This window comes from Streptomyces sp. 796.1 (assembly GCF_047525675.1).
Taxonomy (GTDB): Bacteria; Actinomycetota; Actinomycetes; order Streptomycetales; family Streptomycetaceae; genus Streptomyces.
Genome location: NZ_JBLIWA010000106.1, coordinates 134,178 through 156,681, shown reverse-complemented (window position 1 = coordinate 156,681; position 22,504 = coordinate 134,178). Strand labels below are relative to the sequence as shown.

The window sequence follows — 22,504 nt, the reverse complement described above, 5'->3', positions numbered from 1 at the left end:
GGCCGCAGCTCTCCCCGTACGCGACCTGTGGGCGGTCGAGCAGGGCCCGCGGCGGGTCGTCAGCCGCCGGACGGCGGCGGTGGCGCCGGATCCAGGGCCGGGGCGATGACCGCGAAGGCGCGGTCGATGAGTTCGGTGGGATCGTCGTGGCCGTCGCTGGCGCACCAGCGGTGCAGGACGGCGTCGAAGGCGGTCAGCGCCATCCCCGCGGCCATCCGCGGATACAGCTCCACCTCCGGGTCCAGGCCCGTCCGGTCGGCGAGCTCCGCCGTCAGCCCGTCGCGCCACTGCGCCTGGCGCTCCAGGAAGCGGGCGAGCAGGGCCGGGGTGTGCAGGATCAGCCGCACCACGCTCAGCGCCCGGTCGACGTGATCGCCGCAGGCGGCGAGGGGAACCCGCACGGCGTGCAGCAGGGCCACCGACGGCGGCTCGGCGGCGGGGCGGGCGGCGAGTGCGGTGCGGATGTCGTCGCCCATGTCCGCGAGGAACTGGACCACCACGTCTTCCTTCGACGCGAAGTACCGGAAGAAGGTCCGCTTGGACACGCCGGCGGCGGTCGCGATCTCGTCGATGGTGACCGCGTCGAAGCCGTCTCGCACCAGCAGCCGCATCGCTGCCTCGGTCAACTCGTCCGCGACGAGCTGTCGCTTGCGCTGGGCCAAGGTCACGTCCGGGCGGGGATTCACCCGCACATGGTAACTCCGCGCCTCGCGTGTCACCGGGTGACAGCTTGACACCTGGTGACACCAAAGGCAGTGTGTGCCGCATGAAGCAGCAGCACTGGACCGCCGAAGAGATCCCCGACCAGAGCGCCCGCGTCTTCGTCGTCACCGGAGCCAACAGCGGCCTCGGGCTGGCCACGACCCGGGCGTTGGCCCGCCGTGGCGGCCACGTCGTACTCGCCGTGCGCGACGCGGCGAAGGGCCGCCGGGCGGTCGCCGACCTCACCGCCGAACTGCCCGCGGCCAGCCTTGAGGTGCGCACCGTCGACCTCGCCGACCTGGCATCGGTCCACGCGTTCGCCGACCGACTGCGCGCCGACCACCAGCGCGTCGACGTCCTCATCAACAACGCCGGCGTCATGGCGCCACCCAGGACCCTCAGCCCGCAGGGCCACGAGGTGCAGTTCGCCTGCAACCACCTCGGCCACTTCGCGCTGACCGGCCTCCTGCTCGACCTGCTCGGCGCGGGAACCGACCCCCGGGTGGTCACCGTGAGCTCCATCAACCACCACAAGGGACATCTGCGCTTCGACGACCTCACCGGCGAGCGCGGCTACGCGCCGATGGCGTTCTACAACCAGTCGAAGTTCGCCAACGCGGTCTTCGGGCAGGAACTGCACCGCAGGCTGACGGCGGCAGGCAGCCCGGTGCGCAGCGTGCTGGCCCACCCGGGCTACACCGCGACCAACCTCCAGACCCGGTCCGCGGTCCGGCTGTGGCGGGTGCTGCTCGGCGGCATCGGCAACCCGCTCCTCGCCCAGCGCCCCGAGCGGGGCGCACTGCCGCAGCTCTACGCGGCGACCGCGCCCGAGGCGACGGGCGGCCAGTTCATCGGCCCGGCAGGACCGGCCGAACTGCGCGGAGCGCCCACCACGGTCACCCCGTCGGCCGCGTCCCTCGACCCGGAGACCGGCCGCCGCCTGTGGGAACGGTCCGAAGAGCTGACGGACGTGCGGTACGGACTGCCCGCGGCCACCGGCTGACGCCCGCACCGGACGCGGTACGCGCGCACGCCGTACCCGCAGGTGATGGGGTGCTCCGCCCCGGCGGCGCGGACGCCCCACGGGCCTCCCGCACGGCCCTGACCAGCGACGACCACCGGGGTGGCGACTCCTACCCGATCACGGTGCTTGAATGGACCTTCGTATCTGATCTGGCAAGGAGAAGCGCTGTGCCCTTGGTGTCCGTCGTGATGCCCGTGTACAACTCGGCAACCACCCTCGGTGCGGCCGTCCGATCGGTGCTCACCCAGACCCATAGCGACGTGGAGCTGCTGGTCACCGACGACCAGTCGGCCGATGGCTCCATGGACCTGCTGCGTGAGTTCGCCGAGCAGGACGAGCGCGTGCTGCCGGAGTCGGCACCCGAGCGCGGTGGCGCGGGCCGGGCCCGCAACCTCGCGATGGAACGGGCCCGCGGCGACTACATCGCCTTCCTGGACAGCGACGACATGTGGCTCCCGGAGAAGACCGAGAAGCAGCTCGCGTTCGCCGCCGAGGGCACCGCGCCCCTGACGTTCACCTCGTACTTCAAGATGGACGCCGACCACGACGGCGAAAGCACCGACTGGGTGCCGAACGGCCGGGTGATCCGCGTGGCGCGGGAACACGTGGACTACCGCGCGATGCTGGTCCGCGACCACATCGGTGCCCTCACGGCCATGTACGACCGCAAGGTCCTCGGCACGAGGCTGATGCCCGAGATGCGCAAGCGCCAGGACTACGCCCTGTGGCTGTCGATCATGCGGGACGGCGCCGACGCGAGGGGCCTCGACGAGCCCCTGGCGGTGTACCGCGCCCAGCGGCCGGGGTCGCTGTCCTCCAACAAGCTGTCCCTCGTGAAGTACAACTGGGCCCTGTACCGCGAACACGAGCACCTGTCGGGCCCGCGGGCGACGCGGGCCCTGGCCGGCGCGGTGTGGCAGTCGCTGCGCAACTCGCGCATCTGACGGAGGACGTGACCGGGGGCGCGGGCCGTGCGACGGTTCGGCGTTCCAGGCTTCGAACCGTCGCAACCCCCGTCCCTCACCCCTCGTGCAGAGAGCCCGCGAAGGCCGTCGCGTCCCACGTGCCGGCCAGTGCCGGGGCCAGCCAGTCGGCCGCCGCCGACCGGAAGCGCGCCGGGGGCAGCGCGCCGGCCCCCTCGGGAATGGCGCCGATCAGGGGCGCGTCCGTGACCTCGGGCATGTCGGCCAGGTTGCAGCGGGTGGCCAGGTCGGGTTCGGGCGGGAAGCTGCCGAACACGATGCCCAGGCACCTCAGGCCGCGGGTGCGCAGCGCCTCCGCGGTCAGGGCCGCGGCGTTCAGCGTGCCCAGTCCCGCCCGGGCCACCACCAGCACCGGGGCGTCCAGCAGTTGGGCCACGTCCGCCAGTGTGGAACCGGCCTCGTCGAACCGTACGAGCAGGCCGCCGGCGCCCTCGATCAGGACCAGGTCGTGCGTGGTGGCCAGGGCCCGGGCCGCCCGTTCCACCTCGCGCGGGCGCACCGGGGCGCGCCCCGCTCGACGTGCCGCAGTGGCCGGGGCCAGCGGGTCGGGGAAGCGGGCCAGTTCGCTGCCGGTCACCGCGTCGCCGGCCAGCCGGCGCACCTCGGCCACGTCGCCGGGCTCGTCCGGGGCGACGCCGGTCTGCGCCGGTTTGAGGACGGCCACCCGGCGGCCCTGCGCCAGGGCGACGGCCGCCACCGCTGCCGTCGTCACGGTCTTGCCGATCTCCGTGTCCGTACCGGTGACGATCACGGTGCTCATCGTGGTGTCCTCAAGGTGTCTCGGGTCTCGTGCAGGGGTTCCGGTGGTGGGGGCGCCCCCCCCCCCCCCCCCCCCCCCCCCCCCCCCCCCCCCCCCGGAGCGGGTCAGCTCTCGCTGGCGCGGGCGGCGGCGACCATCGCCGACGTGATGCGGGCCAGGTCGTCGTCGCCGGTGATGTACGGCGGCATCGTGTAGATGAGGTCGCGGAACGGCCGCAGCCACACGCCGTTGCGGATCGCCGCCCGCGAGGCCGCAGCCATCCGAGCCTCGTCCAGCGGGCGCTCCAACTGGATCGCGCCGATCGCGCCGAGCACCCGCACCGACGCCACGCCGGGCAGCGGGGCCGCAGCGCTGAGCCCGTCCCGCAGCCCCGCCTCGATCCGCTTCACCTCGCCCTGCCAGTCGTAGGACAGCAACAGGTCGATGTTGGCGCAGGCGACGGCGGTGGCCAGCGGGTTGCCCATGAAGGTGGGGCCGTGGGCCAGTACCGGCAACTCGCCCTCGGATATGCCGCGCGCCACCTCGCTGGTGCACAGGGCGGCGGCCAGGGTGAGGTAGCCGCTGGTGATCGCCTTGCCCACGCACAGCACGTCGGGGGCGACATCGGCGTGCTCGGCCGCGAACAGCGCGCCGGTGCGGCCGAAGCCGGTGGCGATCTCGTCGAAGACCAGCAACACCCCGTGCTCGTCACAGGCCCGCCGCAGCGCCCGCAGGTAGCCGGGCGAGTGGAAGCGCATGCCGCCCGCGTTCTGCACCACGGGCTCCACGATGACCGCCGCCAACTCGTGGGCGTGCCGGGCGATCAGCTCGCCCAACTCCCGTACGTACGCCGGGTCGGGCTCGGCGTCGAAGCCGGCGGGCGGCTGCTCGGCGAAGACCTGCTGTTGCAGGACCCCCTGCCACATGCTGTGCATCCCGCCGTCCGGGTCGCACACCGACATCGGCTGCCAGGTGTCGCCGTGGTAGCCGCCGCGCCAGGTCAACAGCCGTTGCTTGGCCGGCTTGCCGACCGAGCGCCAGTACTGGAGGCACATCTTGATGGCGACCTCGACCGACACCGAACCGGAGTCGGCCAGGAAGACGTGCTGGAGCGGCTCGGGGGTGATCTCCACCAGCTTGGTCGCCAGCCGGATGGCCGGCTCGTGGGTCAGCCCGCCGAACATGACGTGGCTCATCCGCCCCAGTTGGGCGTGGGCGGCCTCGTTCAGCACCGGGTGGTTGTAGCCGTGGATGGCCGACCACCACGAGGACATCCCGTCGACCAGCTCGCTGACCCCCTCGGCCGGCTCGGCGAGCCGCAGCCTGACTCCGGCCGCCGACTCCACCAGGAGCGGGCGCTGCCGGCCCGGCATCGGACCGTACGGGTGCCACACGTGCTGCCGATCGAGCTCAAGCAGCCGTGCGGGGCTCATCGGCTCAGGCATTGGGCGGCAGGTCCGTGCCCGCGCCGCGGCGGCGCACCGCGACCAGATCGGGGCGCGAGGGGCCCGCGGCGTCCGTGCCGTCGGCCGGTCCTCCCGCTGCGGCGACGGTCGCGGCAGCGGGCTCGGTCGCTGCTTCGGTCGCCGCTTCGGCCGGTGCCGCGCCCTCGCCGCACGGCCCGCAGCCACCGCCGGTGTGCCCCCCGCAACCACCGGCGCCGGCTCCCGCTTCGGCGTGCGAGCCGCACCCCGCGGCGGCCAGCGCGTCGGCCCGGTGCTGCGGGAGCGTGGTCGTCCCCGCGCCCTCCACCTCGAACCCGGCGTCGGCGATCATCGCCAGGTCGTCCTTGCCCGCCTGGCCCTCACTGGTCAGGTAGTCGCCGAGGAAGATGGAGTTGACCAGGTGCAGCGCGAGCGGCTGCATCGTCCGCAGGTGCACCTCGCGCCCACCGGCCAGCCGGACCTCCACGTCGGGGCAGACGAACCGCACCATCGCCAGGATGCGCAGGCAGCGCTGCGGGGTGAGGTTCCACTCCTTGGCCAGCGGCGTCCCCTCGAACGGGATGAGGAAGTTGACCGGCACCGAGTCCGGGTCGAGCTCGCGCAGCGAGAAGACCACGTCCACCAGGTCGGCGTCGCTCTCACCCATGCCGGCGATCAGCCCGGAACAGGCCGAGAGCCCCGCCCCCTGCGCCTGCTGCACGGTCTCCACCCGGTCCGCGTAGGTGTGCGTGGAGGTGATCTCGCCGTACGTGGCCTCGGAGGTGTTCAGGTTGTGGTTGTACGCGTCGGCGCCGGCCGCCCGCAGCCGCTCCGCCTGCCCGTCCGAGAGCAACCCGAGGCAGGCGCAGACCTCGACGCCCTCGTTCTGCTCCTTGATGGCGGCGATGGTCTGGGACACCCGGTCCACGTCCCGGTCGGTGGGGCCGCGGCCACTGGCGACCAGACACACCCGCTTGGCACCGCCGGCCACCCCGGCCGCCGCGGCCTGCGACGCCTCATCGGGCTTGAGCCAGGTGTACTTGAGGATCTCGGCCTTCGACCCGAGCCGCTGTGAGCAGTACGAGCAGTCCTCGGGGCACAGTCCCGACTTGAGGTTGACCAGGTAGTTGAGCTTCACCCGACGCCCGAACCAGGCACGGCGCACCCGACCGGCCGCGGCCACCACGTCCAGCAGTTCGTCATCGGAGGTGGTCAGTACGGCCAGCGCCTCGTCCCGGGTCGGCAGCTCGCGCCGCAACCCCTTGTCCACCAGCGTCTTCAGCAGATCCATGGCGCTGATCCTGTCTCATGGCACCGCCCGCGTCCAAGGAGAGAACGCACAACGACGTCGGTTGGAGGTGTGTGGATCACCACACCCTGCCTCCGGGCACGGCCGGATACGTTCTTTGCTAACCCCACAGAACCCAGGGATGGCCCATGCCTGAACACGTCCGCCCCACCGCAGCCGGAGGCGCCGCGTTCGACTGGCTCGACGCGCAGCGCGCACAGCGCGAGCGAGCCGGTCTCGTACGCACCCTGCGCCCGCGCCCGGCGACCTCGCCCCTGCTCGACCTGGCCAGCAACGACTACCTCGGCCTGGCCCGACACCCGCAGGTCACGGCGGCGGCGGCGGACGCGGCCCGCCGCTGGGGGGCCGGTTCCACCGGGTCGCGCCTGGTCACCGGGACGACCGAACTGCACGCCGAACTGGAAGCGGAGTTGGCCGCCTTCTGCGGCTTCGAGGCGGCCCTGGTGTTCTCGTCCGGTTACGCGGCCAACCTCGCGGCCGTCACCGCACTCACCTCCCGTGCCTCGCTCATCGTCTCCGACGCCGACAACCACGCCTCGCTCATCGACGGCTGCCGGCTCTCCCGGGCCGACACCCGCATCGCGCCGCACGCCGACCCGGAGGCGGTCGACAAACTCCTGGACCAGGAGCCGGGAGCCCACGCGTCGAAGCTGGTCGTCACCGACGCGCTGTTCTCCGTCGACGGGGACGCCGCGCCGCTGCCCGCACTCGCCACCGTCTGCCGCCGCCGCGGGGCCGGCCTGCTCATCGACGACGCGCACGGCCTCGGCGTCATAGGCCAGGCCGGGCAGGGCTCCCCGCACACCGCGGACGTGGCGGGCGCGCCCGACGTGGTCGCCACCGTCACCCTCTCCAAGTCGCTCGGCGCCCAGGGCGGCGCGGTCCTCGGCCCGGCCCGCGTCATCGAACACCTCGTCAACGCGGCCCGCACCTTCATCTTCGACACCGGGCTCAACCCGGCCGCCGCCGGCGCCGCACTGGCCGCCCTGCGGCTGCTGCGCGCCGAGCCCGAGCGCGCCGAGCGGGTCCGCGCCGTGGCCCGCGCGCTGCATACGGGCCTGGCGGCCGAAGGGCTCGCGGCGGTGCGACCTGACGCCGCCGTGGTCTCGGTCCGTGCCCCGTCGCCCGACCGCGCGCTGGCCTGGGCCGCGCGCTGCCGCGACGCGGGTCTGGTGGTCGGCTGCTTCCGGCCGCCCTCGGTCCCCGACGGCGTCTCCCGCCTGCGACTGACGGCCCGCGCCGACCTCACCGACGAACAGGTGGGCACGGTGATCGCCACCCTCGCGGCGACGGCCTGAGCGGGGCGGCTGCGCGCGGGGCCGGACGGCGTGAGCCGGGTGGGCCTGAGCCAGACGACCTACGGCAGGGGGCCAGGCGGTGCCGGGCGCGGGTCGCCGGTGGCCCGCCGCCGGTAGCCGCCGCCCGCCCCTCGGTGGCGCAGAGCCGGCAGGTTCAGCCGGTGCCCGCCGGCCGGTGCGGCCCCGGCACCGGCTGCGGAGTGGGCAACAGCCGAGGCACGGCCCGTACGTAGACCACCATGCCGACCAGTTCGACCAGGGTCTGGGTGACCACCACGGTCGCCGCGAGGGTCAGATCCTCGGGCAGGGCCAGCGCCAGCGGCAGCACGACCAGGGAGTTGCGGGTCGCGCCGGAGAAGACGACGGCCCGCCCGGCGGGCACGTCCAGGCCGAACGCGCGGGTGACGGCGAGGCCGACGAAGGCCATTGCCACCAGGAAGACCGCGTACAGCGGGACCACCCGGGCCACGTCGCCCAGGTGGTCGTCCAGCTTGGGCAACTGGGAGCCGACCACGACCGCCAGGGTGGCGCACATCAACGGCACCATCAGCGCGTTCGCCCGGTCCACCGTCCGGCGCCCCGCCTCCCGCCGGGCGGCCCACCCCTGCGTGAGCCAGGCCAGCGCGAGCGGGATGACGATCAGCACGCAGAACGCCTCGACGAACGGGCCGACCTCCACGGCATCGGCCAACTCCGAGCCCAGGAACAGGAACAGGTATCCGGGCAGCAGCACCATCTGCACCAGCAGCAGGAGCGGACTGGCCGCCAACAGCCGTTGGTTGCTGCCGCCGGCCAGACCGCTGAAGACGATCACGTAGTCGATGCACGGCGCGAGCAGCACCAGCAAGAACCCCATGCGGACGGCCCGGCCACCGGGGAGGAGGACGAACAGCACGGCCACCACGAGCGGCACCAGGACGAAGTTGAGCACCAGCACGGCCGCCAGGAACCTGCCCTCCCGCAGCGACCGCACCAGGTGCGCGGCCGGCACCTGGAGGAAGGTCACGTACAACAGCGCCGCCAGGAGGGGGTTGATGGCGTGCTCCAGCGCGGGCCCGGCCCCGGGCGCGGCCCAACCGACCGCCGCACCGGCGGCCAGCGCGCCCAAGTAGAGGGCGATCTGATGCCGTTCCATGGCATCGACCAGTGCGGATGACGCAGGCAACGGGCGGACTCCTCCATGCGGGTGATGGGCCTGTCCGCCCACGAGTAGACGGTAAACCGTTGCCCAAGCACGCAGGTCAGCCGGTACGCGCCGGCGCGAGGCCGCGACCGCCACGCCACGCGGGCACGCTCGTACGCGGCGCGGAGCAAGCGGAACAAAGGGGCGACAAGGGGCAGGAGGGTGTACGAGCAAGGGCGGGAAGGTGGGAGGAGAGGGCCGCCACGGGCGCGGCGCAGCCGGTCCCGGTGGCCGCCAGCACGCTCCAGCCAGGTCGCGCCCGGGTGGGCGGCGTCCCACAGGGCACCCCGGGGTCAGGTTGCCCAGGGTCATGCTGATGCCGGAGACCGTGTCGTACAGGCCGTAGTGGGTGGCCACCAGAGGGCCCCGGGACAGCGCCACGATGGTGTCCGTCTCGAACGGGGAGACCAGCTCGCCGGCCGCCGTCGATCGTTACCAGCACGCGGTAGTGGCACCCGCCGCGCGGCCGGTGCCCCGCGGCCGGTGGACTCGCCCGCCGTACGGCTAGTGGACCCGCCCGTAGCTGACGCGCTTGCTCCAGATGCGTTCCAGGCGCACCACGGTGCCGGTCTTGGGCGCGTGCCAGATGCGGCCGTGACCGGCGTAGATGCCCACGTGGTAGACGGACTTCGCGGACCGTCCGGACCGGAAGAAGACCAGGTCGCCGCGGGTGCGGGTGGTGGTGGGGACGCGTCTGACCTTGTTGTACTGCGCGGCGGCGGTGCGCGGCAGTTTCTTGCCCGCCCGCTTGAACGCGTACTGGGTCAGCCCCGAACAGTCGAAGCGGTGGGGTCCGGTGGCGCCCCACTTGTACGGGGAGCCCTTCTTGGAGGCCGCGACGTGCAGGGCCTTCACCCCGGTTGAGGCAGCTTCGGCCGACGGCGTCCACGGTGCCAACAGGCTCGTACCGACCGCGGCGGCGGTCAGCGCCGAGGCGGTGCCGATCCGGGAGAACAGGGGCGGGACGGTGACTCCTGTGCGCGTAGTCATGCGCAACCCTTCGCCAGCCGCCGGTGGAGGAGCCGGAGTTGCGGGGCCCGGCCCGCCGGGGCGGCCCGGGTCTACCTCCACTCCCGCCGGAGCGTAACCGTCGACCAGGTGCCCGGCGCGGTGGCGGGATCAGGCGCCCGCCCGGGCCGCCCCGTCGCTGTCGGCGGGGGCTTGTCGTCCCAGATCGTCACGCACGGCATGGACGATTCCGAGCCGAAACGACGCTATGTGAACCTCGTCACATATGCGCCATTGTGGTGCTTCGTCATGCCGACAGAGCCGGCCGCACCCCGCCCCCGGCGCGCGGACCGGGGCGCGGAGCGGGGCGCAGGCCGGGACCGGTGCTGGCCGGTACGGACCCGAGGTGCGGGCGCCGCGCAACTCGGGGCGGCGGGCGGCGGCCCCGTGTGCTGGGCCGAACGGGGGAGCCCAAGTGGGGCACGGTGGTGTGCCTCCGGTGGCGGCCTCGCCGTCGATCAGGGCGTGGGCTCCGGCGGCACCATGACGCGCGCCGTGCGCCGCTCGCCGTCCAGCACCCGCAGCGCCCGGGCCAACGTGGCGGCGTGCACGGTGCTCTCGCCCCGCTCGTGCATCAGCGCCAGCGCGTCCCGCAGCGCGTCGGCCCGGGATGCCAGGGCCTGGGCGGCCCGCAGTGCGCCGTAGGTGTCATGGCCGTGGACCGGGTTGATCCGGCCCAGCAGGTCCACGACCGCCAGGTAGCCGTCGACGAAGTCCGCCTCGGCGCGGGTCAGCGCGGGCAGCGGTGGCAGCGGAGGTGGTAGCACCGCGGGTCACCGCAGGCCGAGCGGAACGGCGGTGCGCTTGCGGCTGCGGGTCAGTCGGTCCACGATCCCGTACTCCAGTGCGCCCTGGGCGTCGAAGATCTTGTCGCGCTCGATGTCGTTGCGCACCCGCTCGACGGGCTGGCCGGTGTGCTCGGCCAGCATCCGCTCCAACAGGTCCCGGGTGCGCAGGATCTCCTCGGCCTGCACCTGGAGGTCGGAGGTCTCGCCGCGGACCGGCTCGTGCAGCGACGGCTGGTGGATCAGCACCCGTGCCCCGGGCAGCGCGAGACGCTTGCCCGGCGTCCCCGCGGCCAGCAGCACGGCGGCGGCCGACGCGGCCTGCCCCAGGCACACCGTCTCGATGTCGCAGGTGACGAAGCGCATCGTGTCGTAGATGGCGGTCATCGAGGTGAACGAGCCGCCGGGGGAGTTGATGTAGAGCGAGATGTCCTGGTCGGGCGCGGTGTGTTCCAGGTGCATGAACTGGGCCATCACGTCGTTGGCCGAGGTGTCGTCGATCGGGGTGCCGAGGAAGACGATGCGCTGTTCCAGCAGCTTGGAGTACGGGTCCAGGGTGCGCACGCCGGTGCTGGTGCGCTCGGTGAACTCGGGCAGGACGTAGCGGGCGGTGGGTCGTTCCATCGGGCACCTCTCGGCGTGCGGGCGTGCTGGGGGATGGCGGCACGGGCGACCCATACGTAAAAAATGTACAGGACGTACATCCCGTTAGAATGGGGAGCATGGCCTACGAGATTCCGGTGACGCAAGCCCGGGCAGAGCTCGCGGATCTGATCAACCGTGTGGTGTACGGCGGTGAGCGGGTGGTCGTCACACGCCACGGCAAGCCGCTCGTAGCCCTGGTATCCGCCGCTGACCTGCAACGACTCGAAGAGCCCGAGCCGGCGGCCGAGGAGCAGGTGATCAGCACGGTCTCCACGCTGCGCCCGGGGACGTCCGCTGCGGGCGAACGACGCCGCTTCGGCATCGCCGCCGAACACCGCGGCCCGGACGGCGACGGGCGGCGGCCGGGACGGGGGGAATGACGAAGGGCCGCCCGGCGGTTGCCGGGCGGCCCTCCTGCGCTGTCCGCGCGCCCCGTCCCGCACCCGCCGCCGGCCGTGCGCGGCGGCGGGCGGGGAGCGGGGTCAGGAACTCAACTCCCACAGTGCGTGGGCGATGGCGTCGCTGTTGTTGTCCAGTGCGGTGTCGTCGAGGTTCTTGGTCGTGTCGCACGCGGAGTGGTAGCACGGGTCGAAGGGCGCGCCCGGCGTGCCGCCCCACTTCGCCGCCTGCTGCGGGCTCTTGGTGGTCTCGGCGCCGCTGAACAGGCCGCCGACCGGCACGCCCCGGTCCTTGAACGGCGCGTGGTCGGACCGGCCGTCGCCCTCGGTCTCCCGCTCGGTGGCGATGCCCTTGGCCGCGTACCAGTCCTTGAACACCCGCTCCACCTCCGGGTCGTCGTCGTAGACGAAGTAGCCGGGGTTGGGCGAGCCGATCATGTCGAAGTTCAGATACGAGTCGATCTTCGACAGTTCGCCGGAGCCGAGCGCGTCGACGTAGTGCGTGGAGCCGACCATGCCGTGCTCCTCCGCGCCCCACCAGGCGAACCTGAGGTGCTTGGTGGGCTTGAGGTCGGCCTTGGCGACGGCGAGCGCCACCTCCAGGATGCCGGCCGAGCCCGAGCCGTTGTCATTGATGCCGGCGCCGCGGCCGACCGAGTCGAGGTGGGCGCCGGCCATGACCACCTGGTCGCTCCCGCCCGTGGGCCAGTCGGCGATGAGGTTGTAACCGGTGGAGCCGTTGAAGTCGAACTCCTGGAGCGAGGTGGTGAATCCGGCCGCGTCCAGCTTGCCCTTGACGTACTCCACGGACGCCCGGTAGCCGGGCTGGCCGTGCGCACGGTTGCCGCCGTTGTCGTCGGCTATGGACTGGAGGGAGGAGAGGTGGCCCTTGACGGCGGAGACATCGATGTCGGGAGCGGCGACCCGGGTGGGGGCCGAGGTCGCCTGCGCTCCGGTGGCCCCGCTGAGCAGGGCGGCGGCGAGCGCGGTGCAGGTGGCAGTGGCGAGCGTGCTGCGGCGCAGCATCGTCGGTCGATACACGTGGGCTCCGATACGGATGTGGGGGGGTGGTGCGGAGCAGGTGATGCGGAGACGAGGATTGATGTTTTGCTGTACATCGTCAAGAGCGGGGCCCGGGCGCGCCTTCCGGGCGTGTCGGGGCGACCGGCCGGGCCCCGGCCCCCTCGCCCGGCCCCGACCCCTTCCGTACGGCCCGGTCGCGGCGGCGCAGGCGTGCGCGCCGTAGGGGGCGGTAGGGGCTGTGGCGCACGCGTGGTGCGTGGTAGGGGCGGCGGCGCGCGAGCGCTGTGGGACGCGGGCGGCGGCACCTGCGTGCCGCGCCGTGCGGGCTACGCCGAACGCGGGCCGCCGGGCGGACGCCGGCACGGCCGAGACCGGTCACCCGTCCGGCGCAACCCGGGGCGGGGCCCGTCGTCCGCGCCCGGGCCGCCCCGCCAACTCCGCCCTGCCCGGCGGCCGTCCGGCCGGACGTGCCCGAGCGGGGCAGTGCCTCCGCCCACTGCCCCTGCCCGTGCGGCCCCGGCCGGGGCGTGCGGCTGCCGCGGGGGTACGCCGTCTGCGCCAGTCCACCATGCAGTTCACGTCTTGGTAAAGAACACTTGTGTGACCTGTTCCGGTGGGTGAAGGAGACGTAAAGATCCTCCTGACCACCCTCACCATTGTGTGAAGGCGACCCAATTAGGGGGAGTGCCTACGTGAAAAGAACTGCGATATTCGGTGCGGCGGGCACCGTGCTGACCGGCGTGCTGATTGCCGGAACCCTGGCCAGCCCGGCGGCCAACGCCGGTGACCGACACGGTCACCACCCCGGTCCCTCCAAGGAGCAGCGCGCCGCCGTCGGCGTCAAGATCGCCGCCGCGCGCGCCGCCAAGGCGGGCATCGACTGGAAGGACTGTCCGGCCGACTGGGGCCTGGAGAAGCCGATCCAGTGCGGCTACGTCACCGTCCCGCTCGACTACGCCAGGCCGAACGGGCGCACCATCAAGATCGCGGTCGACCGCGTGGGCAACACCGGCACCGCCGACGAGCGCCAGGGCGCGCTGGTCTACAACCCCGGTGGCCCCGGCGGCTCCGGTCTGCGCTTCCCGCGCCGCGTCACCACCAAGGCCCCGCTGTGGCAGAAGACCGCCCGGGCCTACGACTTCGTCGGCTTCGACCCCCGCGGCGTCGGCCGCTCCGCACCCATCTCCTGCGTCGACCCGCAGGAGTTCGTCAAGGCGCCCAAGCTCGACCCGGTGCCCGACAGCGAGGCCGACAAGCGTGCCCAGCGCAAGCTGGCCCGCGAGTACGCGCAGGGCTGCGCCGAGCGCAGCGGCGACATGCTGCCGCACATGACGACCCCGAACACCGCCCGTGACCTGGACGTCATCCGGGCCGCGCTCGGCGAGAAGAAGCTGAACTACATCGGCGTCTCCTACGGCACCTACCTGGGTGGCGTGTACGCGACGCTCTTCCCGCAGCACGTGCGCCGGCTGCTGGTGGACAGCGTGGTCAACCCCTCGCAGGAGAAGATCTGGTACCAGGCCAACCTGGACCAGGACGTGGCCTTCGAGACCCGCTGGAACGACTGGAAGAAGTGGGTCGCCCGCTACGACTCCGTCTACCACATCGGCGACACTCCGGCCAAGGTCCAGCAGCAGTGGGAGAAGCTGCGCGCCACCGCCAAGAAGAACCCGATCGGCGGCGTCGTCGGCCCCGCCGAGCTGCTCGGCTTCTTCCAGAACGCGCCGTACTACGACTCGATGTGGACCACGGTGGCCTCCGTGTGGAGCACCTACCTCGCCGGTGACGCCAAGCCGCTGATCGAGAACGCCGGTCCCGACCTGTCGGACATCAAGGGCAACATCTCCTCCGAGAACGGCAACGCGGTCTACACGGCCGTCGAGTGCGCGGACGCCAAGTGGCCGACGAGCTGGCGCAAGTGGGACCGGGACAACTCCCGGCTGCACCGCGACCACCCGTTCCTGACCTGGTCCAACGCCTGGATGAACCTGCCGTGCGCGACCTGGGAGGGCCCGCAGTACCGGCCCGTCAACGTCAAGTCGCACCGCGGCCTGCCGCCGGTGCTGATCGTCCAGAGCACCCGTGACGCGGCCACCCCGTACGAGGGCGCCGTGGAGCTGCACAAGCGGCTCAAGGGCTCGCGCCTGATCACCGAGAACGGTGCCGGCTCGCACGGTGTCACCACCGAGCTGAACCCGTGCATCAACCAGCGGGTTGACGCCTACCTCCTGAACGGCACGGTCGACGCCAAGGACGTGGTCTGCGGCCCGCACGCCACGCCCGAGCCCAAGAAGCTCGCCGCGGCCAAGGCTAAGAGCACCCTGGCCGCCGCCGAACTGCGGCCCTGACGGCCTTAAGCGGGGCCGGGTGATCACCCGGCCCCGGCAGTGAACCCCGCGGGGAGGTCACCGGCGAAGAGCCGGTGGCCTCCCCGCACCGCTTCCGCCGCACCGCTCGCGCGCCGCACCGCTCCTCGCGTCGCCCCCGCGGAGGTCCGGGCCGTCCCCGTCGGCGGCCCGTTCACCTAGGCCCGGTGGCCGCCCCCGCCGCCTCGGTCGCCGGCCGGAACGCCTTGCTGAACGCCCCCCGAGTCGGCGACTCCGCCCGCCGGTCGAGCACCGCGAACACCACGTGCGTGAAGTGACCGGCGAACCGTCCGTCCCCGGTCAACAGGTCCCGGAACGCGCCGGCCACCTGCGCCGGGTCGTTGCGGAACACCCCACAGCCCCAGGCCCCCAGCACCAGCCGCCGGTGCCCGTGCGCGGCGGCCACCTCAAGGACCCGCTCCGCGCGGGACGCCAGTGCGGCGGGGACCTCGGCCACGGCGGCCGGGTCACGCTGGGCGATGACCCCGGCGTTGGGCGCGGCCGAGGTCAGGAACGCCGCGCGGAAGGGCCGCTCCAACAGCACGCCGTCCTCCTCGCGGAAGACCGGCACCGCGGGGGAGTAGATCACCCGGTCGGTGTAGAACGGGCTGCGGTCCGCGCGGTGCGCGGCGTAGAACTCCGGCACCCGTCGCAGGCACGTGTACAGCGCACTGCCCCGGCACACCGCCTCCTCCTGGGCCTGCGCACCGTTCAGGTAGCCGCCGCCCGGGTTGCGGGCCGAGGAGAAGTTGAGCACTGCGACCCCCGGGTCGGCCCCGGCCGCCTGGTGCGGGGCGCCGTCGGCGTCCCGGCCCGGCGCGGCGGCGTCCTCGCTCAGCCGGCGGGCCGCGGCGAGGCTCCCCTCGGCCGTCACCTCGAACCGGGTCGGGCCCGCCGCCCCGCCGCCCGTACCCGCCGGGCTCGCCGCCGCGACCGGCCCCGGCCCGTACAACCGCGTTCCCTCGACGGCCACCGCAAGCCACTCGGCCAGCCGCACCGACCGCCCGGTCGGCGAGGTGTACCCACCGGCGGCCACGATCTCCTCGGTCTCCTTGGCGATGCCCCGCAGCCGTGCACTCATCCCGTGCCCCCGTTCCGTGCGAAGGGACGCCGGCCCGCTCGGACCGGCGTCCCGATGATCAGGTGTGAGGCTACGGAGGGCGGGCGGGGCCACGCCACAGGATTGTTCGGCGGAGGCCGCCCGCACACCGCCGCTTCGGGTACGGACCGGACCGATGCGGTTCAGGACGGGTTCGTACGGCCCGAACACGCCGCTGCGGCGCACCGCACGGGGGCGGTGCGCCGCAGCGGGGAGCGGTGCGACGGGCGCGGGAGCGGCGGGGCCGGGCGGACCCCACCGGACTCAGGTGCCGCGTGCGGCCACCACACCCACGGTCAGCAGACCCAGCACGACCCAGCCGAACCACAGCCAGCCGTTATTGCCCAACGTGACGGAGTAGGCGGTCACCATCACCAGACCACCCACGGTGAACACGGCCATCGCCTTCGCAGATCCGGGCATCCCCGCAACCTCCTCGGCGGCCCGGGCGGTCGCCCAGGCCACGGCCCCATCGTCACCCGGGCCGGGCCACCTGCGCTAGCGCTCGGCCGGCTCCCGGCTCTTGGCCTGCAACGACGCCAGGTACGCGTTGTAGGCGTTCAGCTCCTTGTCGCCGTCCCGATCGGCCACCCGGTCGGCCCGCCGCCCGGCGCGCTGCTCGGAGCGGTACCACTGGAAGACCAGCGCGATCAGCACCAGCACGGAGGGGATCTCACTGAACGCCCAGGCGATGCCGCCGGCCGCGTTCTGGTCCGACAGCGCGTCGATGCCCAGCGAATCCGGCGGGTTCTTGTACGTGCCGATCATCGGCTCGGACGCCATCATCAGGGCGATGCCGAAGAACGCGTGGAAGGGCATGCCGGCGAACAGCTCCAGCATCCGCATCACGTAGCCGGGCCGGTGCGGGCCCGGGTCCACGCCCATGATCGGCCAGAAGAAGACCAGTCCCACCGCGAGGAAGTGCACCATCATCGCGATGTGGCCCGGCTTGCTCTCCATGAGGAAGTCGAACAGCGGCGTGAAGTACAGCGCGTACAGGCTCGCGATGAACAGCGGGATGGTGAAGGCCGGATGGGTGATGATCCGCACGTACCGGCTGTGCAGCAGCGCGACCAGCACCTCGCGCGGGCCGGGGCCGCCGCGCCCGGACCTGGCCCGGCCGGCCGGCAGCGCCCGCAGCGCCAGCGTCACCGGCGCCCCGAGCAGCAGGAGGATCGGCGAGAGCATGCTGATCACCATGTGCTGCACCATGTGCACGCTGAACATGACCATGCCGTAGTCGTTGAGCTTGGTGCACATCACCAGCGCCACGGTGAGCACGCCCACCACGAAGGACACGGTGCGCATCACCGGCCAGCCGTCCCCGCGCCGGTGCAGGCGCATCGCGCCCCACCCGTACAGGGCCAGCCCCAGGACACAACCGATCAGGAAGAACGGCTCGCCACTGAACTCCAATCCGCGCGCCAGGGTGAACGGCGGCAGATTCATGTCCATGCCGTGCCCGCCGTGATCCATCCGCTCTCTCCTCATATCGCCGCAAACGCTCGCACCAGAGTAGAACCGCCCCCGGCCGCAAGAGGGGCCGGGGGCGGTCGACGGGCCAGCAGGGCGGAGCGGACGGCTCCACGCGGGTGGAGCGGGCGCGGCTCAGCTCACCGCAGGCTCACAGCACGCACTCCGCCTCCGCGTACCGCTCCACCGGCACCGTCTTCAGCGTCTCCACCGCGTCGGCCAGCGGGGTCAGGACGATGTCGGTGCCACGCAGCGCCGTCATCATGCCGAAGTCACCGCGGTGCGCGGCCTCCACCGCGTGCCAGCCGAACCGGGTGGCCAGCACCCGGTCGTAGGCGGTGGGCGTGCCACCGCGCTGCACATGGCCGAGGATGACCGGGCGCGCCTCTTTGCCCAGCCGCTCCTCAAGCTCGATGGAGAGTTGCCTGGCAACGCCGGCGAACCGCTCGTGGCCGTAGACGTCCTTGCCGCCGGCGTCGAACTCCATCGAGCCCTCACGCGGCTTGGCGCCCTCGGCGACCACCACGATCGCGAACTTCTTGCCCGCCTGGAAGCGCTGCCCCACCACCGTGGTCAGCTCGCCGATGTCGAAGGGCCGCTCGGGCACGACGATGGCGTGGGCGCCGGCGGCCATGCCCGAGTGCAGCGCGATCCAGCCGGTGTGCCGCCCCATGACCTCGACGATCAGCACCCGCTGGTGCGATTCGGCGGTCGTCTTGAGCCGGTCGAGCGCCTCGGTCGCGACGCCGACCGCGGTGTCGAAACCGAAGGTCACATCGGTCGCGGAGATGTCGTTGTCGATGGTCTTGGGGACGCCGACGATCGGCAGCCCGGCGTCCGAGAGCAGCCGGGCCGCCTTGAGGGTGCCCTCGCCGCCGATCGGGATGATCGCGTCGAGCCCCATCTCGGCGACGTGGCCGCGGGCCCGCTCCACCCCGTCGCGCAGGTGCTCGGGGCGCACCCGGGAGGAGCCGAGGATGGTGCCGCCGAGGGCCAGGATGCCCCCGACGGCATCGAGGTCGAGCTTGCGGTAGTCACATTCGAGAAGGCCCCGCCAGCCGTCGTGGAACCCCACGACCTCGTCGCCGTGGTCGACGACCGCTCGATGGACGATCGACCGAATGACGGCGTTGAGACCGGGGCAGTCACCGCCGGAAGTGAGCACACCAATACGCATGGTCCGTGATACCTCTGCAACTCAACCGGACGACCGGACCCCGTCGTCCGGTTGGATCAACGCCAGCCTACAAGCGGACGGCGTCGCGCAGGGGCGGGTGTCCGTCATGCGGTCTGGGTGGCCGCCGCCATCCGTTCGTTGCGCAGCGCCTCGTACCACCGGTCGTCCACCGGGGGCAGCGCGTTGACGTCCAGCGCCAGCTTCAGCAGCAGGTCCGCGATCTGCGGGTTACGGGCCAGCACCGGGCCGTGCATGTACGTACCGAACACGGTGTCGTTCCAGGCGCCCTCGGTGCCGTCACCGGTGCCGTTGCCCTTGCCGAGCCGCACCCGGGCGAAGGCGCGCGCGGTGGGGCCCAGGTGCGTGACGCCCTGGTGGTTCTCGAAGCCGGTCAGCGCCGGCAGCCCGAGCCGCTCGTCGATGTCGCCGACCACGTCGCCCACGCACCGCTCGCCCTCGCCGCGGGTGCTGATCACGTCCAGCAGGCCGAGGCCCTGCTCGCGCTGGCCGAGGTCGTTGATGAACTCGTGGCCGAGGATCTGGTAGCCGGCGCAGACCGAGAAGACGATGGCGCCGTTGGACACGGCCCGGTTCAGACCGCCGTCCCGGCGCAGCCGCTCGGCGGCCAGTCGCTGCGGCCGGTCCTCGCCGCCACCGATCAGGTAGATGTCACCTGAGGTGGGGATCTGCTGGTCGGAGCGGACGTCGACGCGCGACACGTTCAGCCGGCGCTGGCGCGCCCGGCGCTCGACGACCAGCGCGTTGCCCTGGTCTCCGTACGTGCTCAGCAGGTCAGGGTAGACCCACACCAGGCGCAGGCTGTTCTGGCTCATCCTCGGCATCCTTCGTGCTTCAGCGGTTCGGTTGCGGTGCGGCGTCGCCCGCCGCGGCGGTCCGGCCCCGGCGTGCTGCGCGGGGCCGGACGGTTCGGCGCGGGCGGGGCTAGTTGCCGACGCGGCGGCGCAGGTCCTGGAAGGCGGTGTAGTTGGCGATGACCTCGATCCGGCCGGGCGGGGCCATCTGGACCGCCTCGTCCGCGCTCTCGCAGACCCGGAAGTCGAGCCCGGCGACTTCGAGCCGGACCGCCAGGTCCAGCTTCCGGTCGCCGATCACCATGATCGGGTGGCCGGCGAGCCGGGTGTAGTCCACGTCCCACAGCCACGAGGTGTCGGTGCCGTCCGCGCCGCGCGCGTTGACCGAGAGGATCACCGGCGTCGGCGGCGGGTCGATGAGCGAGAACGTCTCAAGCCAGCCGGCCGGGTTCTTCGCCAGCAGCAACCTGAGCTGCCGGTCGAGGAAGGTGACCACGTCGTAGCGGCCGGCGACCGCCTGCACCGCGTACATCCGCTCCAGCGCGACCTGCGGCGGTACCCCGAAGGTGGCGGCCACGGCGGCCGAGGTGGCCGCGTTCGCCTTGTTCGCCCGGCCCGGGAGCTGGAGGTGGATCGGCCAGGCCGAGCCCTGCGGGTCCAGTACGTAGTCGCCGCTCAGCGCCCAGGTGGGGCGCGGGCGCCGGAAGCCGCAGTCGGCGCAGCCCCAGTCGTCGCCCGGGCGTTGCAGCACGCCGCCGCAGGACGGGCAGGACCAGGCGTCGTCCTTCCACTCCTGGCCGGCCGCCACCCACACCACGTTCGGGCTCGACGAGGCGGCCCAGACGATCAGCGGGTCGTCCGCGTTGGCGATGACCGTGGCCTTCGTACCGGCCAGGCCCTCCCGCCACTTCTCGGCCAGCATCCGGGTCTCGGCGGCCCGGTCGAGCTGGTCGCGGGAGAGGTTCAGTAGCGCTATGGCCTTGGGCGTGGTGTCCCGGGCGACGCCCGCCAGGTACTTCTCGTCCACCTCGATCACGCCGTACCGGGCGTCCGAACCGCCGGCCAGGGCGGAGGTGATGCCGGCGGGCATGTTGGCGCCCAGGGCGTTGGAGACGACCGGGCCGCTGGCGCGCAGCGCCTCGGCGATCAGTCGGGTGGTGGTGGTCTTGCCGTTCGTCGCGGAGACGAGGACCACGTCCAGATGCCGCGCGAGCCGGGCCAGCAGATCCGGGTCGAGCCGGAGGGAAACCTTCCCGCCGATCACCGATCCGCTGCCGCGTCCGGCCACCCGTGACACCGCCGCTGCTGCCCTGCCCGCCGTCACGGCCAGCTTGGCCCGCGGCGGCAGCGGCTCCGTGTTGCCTGCCATCGTCCTTGCTCCTCCTTGCGTCCGGCTCGCTGCCCGCCCCCGGGGCTGCCGGTCAAACGCCCCCTTGATGCCGAATCGCCAGCCGGGAGGCTTCGGTCGGGGTTCAGCCTATCGAGATCCGGACGCTGGCCCGAACCGCGCCACCTGCACACGTGCTCCGCTTCCACCGGCCACGGCCGTGCCGGCGGACGCGGACCGTACCCTGGTGCCCATGCGAACTGGCGCGATCCCCGGCAGCTCGGGGCGGGTACGGCCGCTGCGGCTGCTGGGCGATCCCGGCCTCGCGGCGCCGTGCGCCGAGGTGACGGAGTTCGGGCCGGAGCTGGCCCGGCTCATCGAGGACATGTACGCGACGATGTACGCCGCGGCCGGCGTCGGGCTCGCGGCCAATCAGATCGGCGTGCCGCTGCGGGTGTTCGTCTTCGACTGCCCCGACGACGAGGACCGCCGCCATCTCGGACACCTCGTCAACCCGCGGGTGGTGAGCGCCGACGGGCTCGTCATCCGCGGCCCCGAGGGCTGCCTCTCGCTGCCGGGCATCGAGGCCGGCACGCCCCGCTTCGACCTCGCGGTCGTGGAGGGCGTGCGCGCGGACGGTACGCCGCTGCGCGTCGAGGGCAGCGGCTTCTTCGCTCGCTGCCTGCTGCACGAGTGCGACCACCTGGATGGCAAGCTGTTCACCGACCGACTGGCCGGGCGTCGCCAACGCAAGGCGCTGCGCGCCGCCGCCCGCGCGCCGTGGGCCGGCGAGCGGGAGCGCCTGGCGGACTAGGCGGCCGGGGTCGGCCGCGGGACCGGTTGCGGCGCAGGAGAGTTCGGCCGCAGCGGTTGTGGCCGCGGTGCGCGAGGGCTGGCCCGTACCGAGGACGCGGACCGGAACGCGTACACGTCGTGCGCACGGGCCGGCGCGTACGGGCGTGCGCGACGGCCCCGGCGCCGTCGGGTCAGAAGGCCGGGCCGCCGGGGCGGTCGCCGGCGTCCGCGAGGCGCCCCCACAGCAGGTCGGTGAGGTGGCTGACGAGCTGTTCGCGGGGGCAGGGGCGGTCGCGCAGCCACCAGTCGCCTGCGGCGTGCATCATGCCGACGATCCCGTGCCCCCACACCCGGGCCTTCTCCTCGCCGTCCGGGCCGAGGTCCACGCGCTCGGCGATGACGCGGGCCAACTCCTCGCCGAGCCGGCGCAGCAGCGGCGCCGCGTGCCGGCCGACCTCGAAGCCCTGCTCGGACGGGGCGCCCTCGCCCTGGTCGTCGGCCGGGTGCATGAGGAACCGGTAGACCTGGGGCCTGGCCTCGATCGCGGCCAGATAGGTGTCCAAGGTGGCCTCGACCCGGGCCCGGCGCTGGGCCGGCGCGTCCAGGGCCGCGCGCAACGCGGCGAGCAGGGCGTCGGTGTGCCGGACGGCGAGCGCCCGGTAGAGGCCGCCCTTGTCACCGAAGTGCCGGTAGAGGATCGGCTTGGTGATGCCGGCCTCGGCGGCGATGGCGTTCATCGAGGCGCCGGGCCCGTCGCGCAGGACGACGCGGTCGGCGGCCTCCAGCAACGCGCGTCGGCGCTCTTCGGTGGCGCGCTGCTGGTTGTCGCGCTGCGTGGTGTCCATCGTGCTGCCTCCCACCCCGGTGTTCCGTGCGGTTCGCGCAACGTAACACCCGCCCGACCAGCGGCTGCCGGCCGACCTGGGAGTTGACA

General features: G+C 73.0%; 22 protein-coding genes. 6 read left to right on the top strand and 16 right to left on the bottom strand.

Going from position 1 to position 22,504, the window contains the following annotated elements:
- Nucleotides 1–59 precede the first annotated feature (59 nt).
- Nucleotides 60–686, bottom strand: a complete 627-nt coding sequence (locus tag ACMA1D_RS32435) for a TetR family transcriptional regulator (protein WP_414727552.1) — start codon at nucleotides 684–686, stop codon at nucleotides 60–62.
- A gap of 80 nt (nucleotides 687–766) precedes the next feature.
- Between ACMA1D_RS32435 and ACMA1D_RS32430 the strand changes: the two genes are divergently transcribed.
- Complete coding sequence (locus ACMA1D_RS32430) at nucleotides 767–1,705, top strand: oxidoreductase (RefSeq protein WP_414727551.1); 939 nt, start codon at nucleotides 767–769, stop codon at nucleotides 1,703–1,705.
- Nucleotides 1,706–1,893: 188 nt separating this feature from the next.
- Nucleotides 1,894–2,670, top strand: a complete 777-nt coding sequence (locus ACMA1D_RS32425) for a glycosyltransferase family 2 protein (protein ID WP_414727550.1) — start codon at nucleotides 1,894–1,896, stop codon at nucleotides 2,668–2,670.
- Nucleotides 2,671–2,746: 76 nt separating this feature from the next.
- Here ACMA1D_RS32425 and bioD read toward each other — a convergent pair whose 3' ends face one another.
- From bioD to bioB, 3 genes are all read right to left on the bottom strand, one after another.
- Complete coding sequence (gene bioD / locus ACMA1D_RS32420; protein WP_414727549.1) at nucleotides 2,747–3,469, bottom strand: dethiobiotin synthase; 723 nt, start codon at nucleotides 3,467–3,469, stop codon at nucleotides 2,747–2,749.
- 104 nt (nucleotides 3,470–3,573) lie between these two features.
- Entirely contained in the window at nucleotides 3,574–4,893 is a 1,320-nt protein-coding gene (locus ACMA1D_RS32415; protein ID WP_414727548.1) for an adenosylmethionine--8-amino-7-oxononanoate transaminase, read from the bottom strand.
- Nucleotides 4,886–6,163: a biotin synthase BioB gene (gene bioB / locus ACMA1D_RS32410; RefSeq protein ID WP_414727547.1), complete on the bottom strand. Its 1,278-nt coding sequence runs from the start codon at nucleotides 6,161–6,163 to the stop codon at nucleotides 4,886–4,888. The genes ACMA1D_RS32415 and bioB overlap by 8 nt, the downstream gene beginning before the upstream one ends.
- A 146-nt stretch (nucleotides 6,164–6,309) precedes the next feature.
- Here bioB and ACMA1D_RS32405 point away from each other — a divergent pair, with 146 nt between their 5' ends.
- Nucleotides 6,310–7,479, top strand: coding sequence for an 8-amino-7-oxononanoate synthase (locus ACMA1D_RS32405; RefSeq protein WP_414727546.1), 1,170 nt, complete (start codon nucleotides 6,310–6,312; stop codon nucleotides 7,477–7,479).
- 154 nt (nucleotides 7,480–7,633) lie between these two features.
- Here ACMA1D_RS32405 and ACMA1D_RS32400 read toward each other — a convergent pair whose 3' ends face one another.
- The 4 genes from ACMA1D_RS32400 to ACMA1D_RS32385 all read right to left on the bottom strand — a co-directional run bounded on the left by ACMA1D_RS32400 (nucleotide 7,634) and on the right by ACMA1D_RS32385 (nucleotide 11,079).
- Nucleotides 7,634–8,614, bottom strand: coding sequence for an arsenic resistance protein (locus ACMA1D_RS32400; protein ID WP_414727589.1), 981 nt, complete (start codon nucleotides 8,612–8,614; stop codon nucleotides 7,634–7,636).
- A 552-nt stretch (nucleotides 8,615–9,166) separates the two neighbouring features.
- Nucleotides 9,167–9,652: a C40 family peptidase gene (locus ACMA1D_RS32395; RefSeq protein ID WP_414727545.1), complete on the bottom strand. Its 486-nt coding sequence runs from the start codon at nucleotides 9,650–9,652 to the stop codon at nucleotides 9,167–9,169.
- A 476-nt stretch (nucleotides 9,653–10,128) separates the two neighbouring features.
- Nucleotides 10,129–10,437 carry a hypothetical protein gene (locus ACMA1D_RS32390; RefSeq protein WP_414727544.1) on the bottom strand — a complete coding sequence of 103 codons (309 nt, stop codon included), beginning with the start codon at nucleotides 10,435–10,437 and terminating at the stop codon, nucleotides 10,129–10,131.
- A 6-nt stretch (nucleotides 10,438–10,443) separates the two neighbouring features.
- Nucleotides 10,444–11,079 (bottom strand): ATP-dependent Clp protease proteolytic subunit, encoded by a 636-nt coding sequence (locus tag ACMA1D_RS32385; RefSeq protein ID WP_414727543.1) that lies wholly within the window; start codon nucleotides 11,077–11,079, stop codon nucleotides 10,444–10,446.
- A 98-nt stretch (nucleotides 11,080–11,177) separates the two neighbouring features.
- Between ACMA1D_RS32385 and ACMA1D_RS32380 the strand changes: the two genes are divergently transcribed.
- Nucleotides 11,178–11,480 (top strand): type II toxin-antitoxin system Phd/YefM family antitoxin, encoded by a 303-nt coding sequence (locus ACMA1D_RS32380; protein ID WP_349994409.1) that lies wholly within the window; start codon nucleotides 11,178–11,180, stop codon nucleotides 11,478–11,480.
- Nucleotides 11,481–11,582: 102 nt separating this feature from the next.
- Here the strand turns inward: ACMA1D_RS32380 and ACMA1D_RS32375 are convergent, their stop codons facing one another.
- Nucleotides 11,583–12,524, bottom strand: coding sequence for a M28 family metallopeptidase (locus tag ACMA1D_RS32375; protein ID WP_414727588.1), 942 nt, complete (start codon nucleotides 12,522–12,524; stop codon nucleotides 11,583–11,585).
- Nucleotides 12,525–13,213: 689 nt separating this feature from the next.
- Here ACMA1D_RS32375 and ACMA1D_RS32370 point away from each other — a divergent pair.
- Nucleotides 13,214–14,869 (top strand): alpha/beta hydrolase, encoded by a 1,656-nt coding sequence (locus ACMA1D_RS32370; protein ID WP_414727542.1) that lies wholly within the window; start codon nucleotides 13,214–13,216, stop codon nucleotides 14,867–14,869.
- 172 nt (nucleotides 14,870–15,041) lie between these two features.
- Here the strand turns inward: ACMA1D_RS32370 and ACMA1D_RS32365 are convergent, their stop codons facing one another.
- The 6 genes from ACMA1D_RS32365 to ACMA1D_RS32340 all read right to left on the bottom strand — a co-directional run bounded on the left by ACMA1D_RS32365 (nucleotide 15,042) and on the right by ACMA1D_RS32340 (nucleotide 20,817).
- Nucleotides 15,042–15,968: a TIGR02452 family protein gene (locus tag ACMA1D_RS32365; protein ID WP_414727541.1), complete on the bottom strand. Its 927-nt coding sequence runs from the start codon at nucleotides 15,966–15,968 to the stop codon at nucleotides 15,042–15,044.
- 282 nt (nucleotides 15,969–16,250) lie between these two features.
- Nucleotides 16,251–16,409 carry a hypothetical protein gene (locus ACMA1D_RS32360; protein WP_414727540.1) on the bottom strand — a complete coding sequence of 53 codons (159 nt, stop codon included), beginning with the start codon at nucleotides 16,407–16,409 and terminating at the stop codon, nucleotides 16,251–16,253.
- Between the two features lie 75 nt (nucleotides 16,410–16,484).
- Nucleotides 16,485–17,462, bottom strand: coding sequence for a cytochrome c oxidase assembly protein (locus ACMA1D_RS32355; RefSeq protein WP_414727539.1), 978 nt, complete (start codon nucleotides 17,460–17,462; stop codon nucleotides 16,485–16,487).
- Between the two features lie 148 nt (nucleotides 17,463–17,610).
- Entirely contained in the window at nucleotides 17,611–18,636 is a 1,026-nt protein-coding gene (locus ACMA1D_RS32350; RefSeq protein ID WP_414727538.1) for a 6-phosphofructokinase, read from the bottom strand.
- 104 nt (nucleotides 18,637–18,740) lie between these two features.
- Nucleotides 18,741–19,469, bottom strand: a complete 729-nt coding sequence (locus ACMA1D_RS32345; protein ID WP_414727537.1) for a type 1 glutamine amidotransferase — start codon at nucleotides 19,467–19,469, stop codon at nucleotides 18,741–18,743.
- Between the two features lie 109 nt (nucleotides 19,470–19,578).
- Nucleotides 19,579–20,817 (bottom strand): MurT ligase domain-containing protein, encoded by a 1,239-nt coding sequence (locus ACMA1D_RS32340; protein WP_349994898.1) that lies wholly within the window; start codon nucleotides 20,815–20,817, stop codon nucleotides 19,579–19,581.
- A gap of 211 nt (nucleotides 20,818–21,028) precedes the next feature.
- Here ACMA1D_RS32340 and def point away from each other — a divergent pair, with 211 nt between their 5' ends.
- Entirely contained in the window at nucleotides 21,029–21,589 is a 561-nt protein-coding gene (gene def / locus ACMA1D_RS32335) for a peptide deformylase (protein WP_414727536.1), read from the top strand.
- A gap of 172 nt (nucleotides 21,590–21,761) precedes the next feature.
- Here def and ACMA1D_RS32330 read toward each other — a convergent pair whose 3' ends face one another.
- On the bottom strand, nucleotides 21,762–22,415 hold the full coding sequence (locus tag ACMA1D_RS32330; protein ID WP_414727535.1) for a TetR family transcriptional regulator: 654 nt from the start codon (nucleotides 22,413–22,415) through the stop codon (nucleotides 21,762–21,764).
- Between the last annotated feature and the right edge of the window lie 89 nt (nucleotides 22,416–22,504).

Excerpts from the sequence above, each read along its gene's own strand:
- bioD (WP_414727549.1), bottom strand. The coding sequence starts at position 3,469 with ATGAGCACCGTGATCGTCACCGGTACGGACACGGAGATCGGCAAGACC.
- ACMA1D_RS32340 (WP_349994898.1), bottom strand. The coding sequence starts at position 20,817 with ATGGCAGGCAACACGGAGCCGCTGCCGCCGCGGGCCAAGCTGGCCGTG.
- ACMA1D_RS32415 (WP_414727548.1), bottom strand. The coding sequence starts at position 4,893 with ATGCCTGAGCCGATGAGCCCCGCACGGCTGCTTGAGCTCGATCGGCAG.
- ACMA1D_RS32385 (WP_414727543.1), bottom strand. The coding sequence starts at position 11,079 with ATGGAACGACCCACCGCCCGCTACGTCCTGCCCGAGTTCACCGAGCGC.
- def (WP_414727536.1), top strand. The coding sequence starts at position 21,029 with ATGCGAACTGGCGCGATCCCCGGCAGCTCGGGGCGGGTACGGCCGCTG.
- ACMA1D_RS32400 (WP_414727589.1), bottom strand. The coding sequence starts at position 8,614 with ATGGAACGGCATCAGATCGCCCTCTACTTGGGCGCGCTGGCCGCCGGT.
- ACMA1D_RS32345 (WP_414727537.1), bottom strand. The coding sequence starts at position 19,469 with ATGAGCCAGAACAGCCTGCGCCTGGTGTGGGTCTACCCTGACCTGCTG.
- ACMA1D_RS32380 (WP_349994409.1), top strand. The coding sequence starts at position 11,178 with ATGGCCTACGAGATTCCGGTGACGCAAGCCCGGGCAGAGCTCGCGGAT.
- ACMA1D_RS32375 (WP_414727588.1), bottom strand. The coding sequence starts at position 12,524 with ATGCTGCGCCGCAGCACGCTCGCCACTGCCACCTGCACCGCGCTCGCC.
- ACMA1D_RS32430 (WP_414727551.1), top strand. The coding sequence starts at position 767 with ATGAAGCAGCAGCACTGGACCGCCGAAGAGATCCCCGACCAGAGCGCC.
- ACMA1D_RS32365 (WP_414727541.1), bottom strand. The coding sequence starts at position 15,968 with ATGAGTGCACGGCTGCGGGGCATCGCCAAGGAGACCGAGGAGATCGTG.
- ACMA1D_RS32405 (WP_414727546.1), top strand. The coding sequence starts at position 6,310 with ATGCCTGAACACGTCCGCCCCACCGCAGCCGGAGGCGCCGCGTTCGAC.
- ACMA1D_RS32330 (WP_414727535.1), bottom strand. The coding sequence starts at position 22,415 with ATGGACACCACGCAGCGCGACAACCAGCAGCGCGCCACCGAAGAGCGC.
- bioB (WP_414727547.1), bottom strand. The coding sequence starts at position 6,163 with ATGGATCTGCTGAAGACGCTGGTGGACAAGGGGTTGCGGCGCGAGCTG.
- ACMA1D_RS32395 (WP_414727545.1), bottom strand. The coding sequence starts at position 9,652 with ATGACTACGCGCACAGGAGTCACCGTCCCGCCCCTGTTCTCCCGGATC.
- ACMA1D_RS32350 (WP_414727538.1), bottom strand. The coding sequence starts at position 18,636 with ATGCGTATTGGTGTGCTCACTTCCGGCGGTGACTGCCCCGGTCTCAAC.
- ACMA1D_RS32360 (WP_414727540.1), bottom strand. The coding sequence starts at position 16,409 with ATGCCCGGATCTGCGAAGGCGATGGCCGTGTTCACCGTGGGTGGTCTG.
- ACMA1D_RS32355 (WP_414727539.1), bottom strand. The coding sequence starts at position 17,462 with ATGGATCACGGCGGGCACGGCATGGACATGAATCTGCCGCCGTTCACC.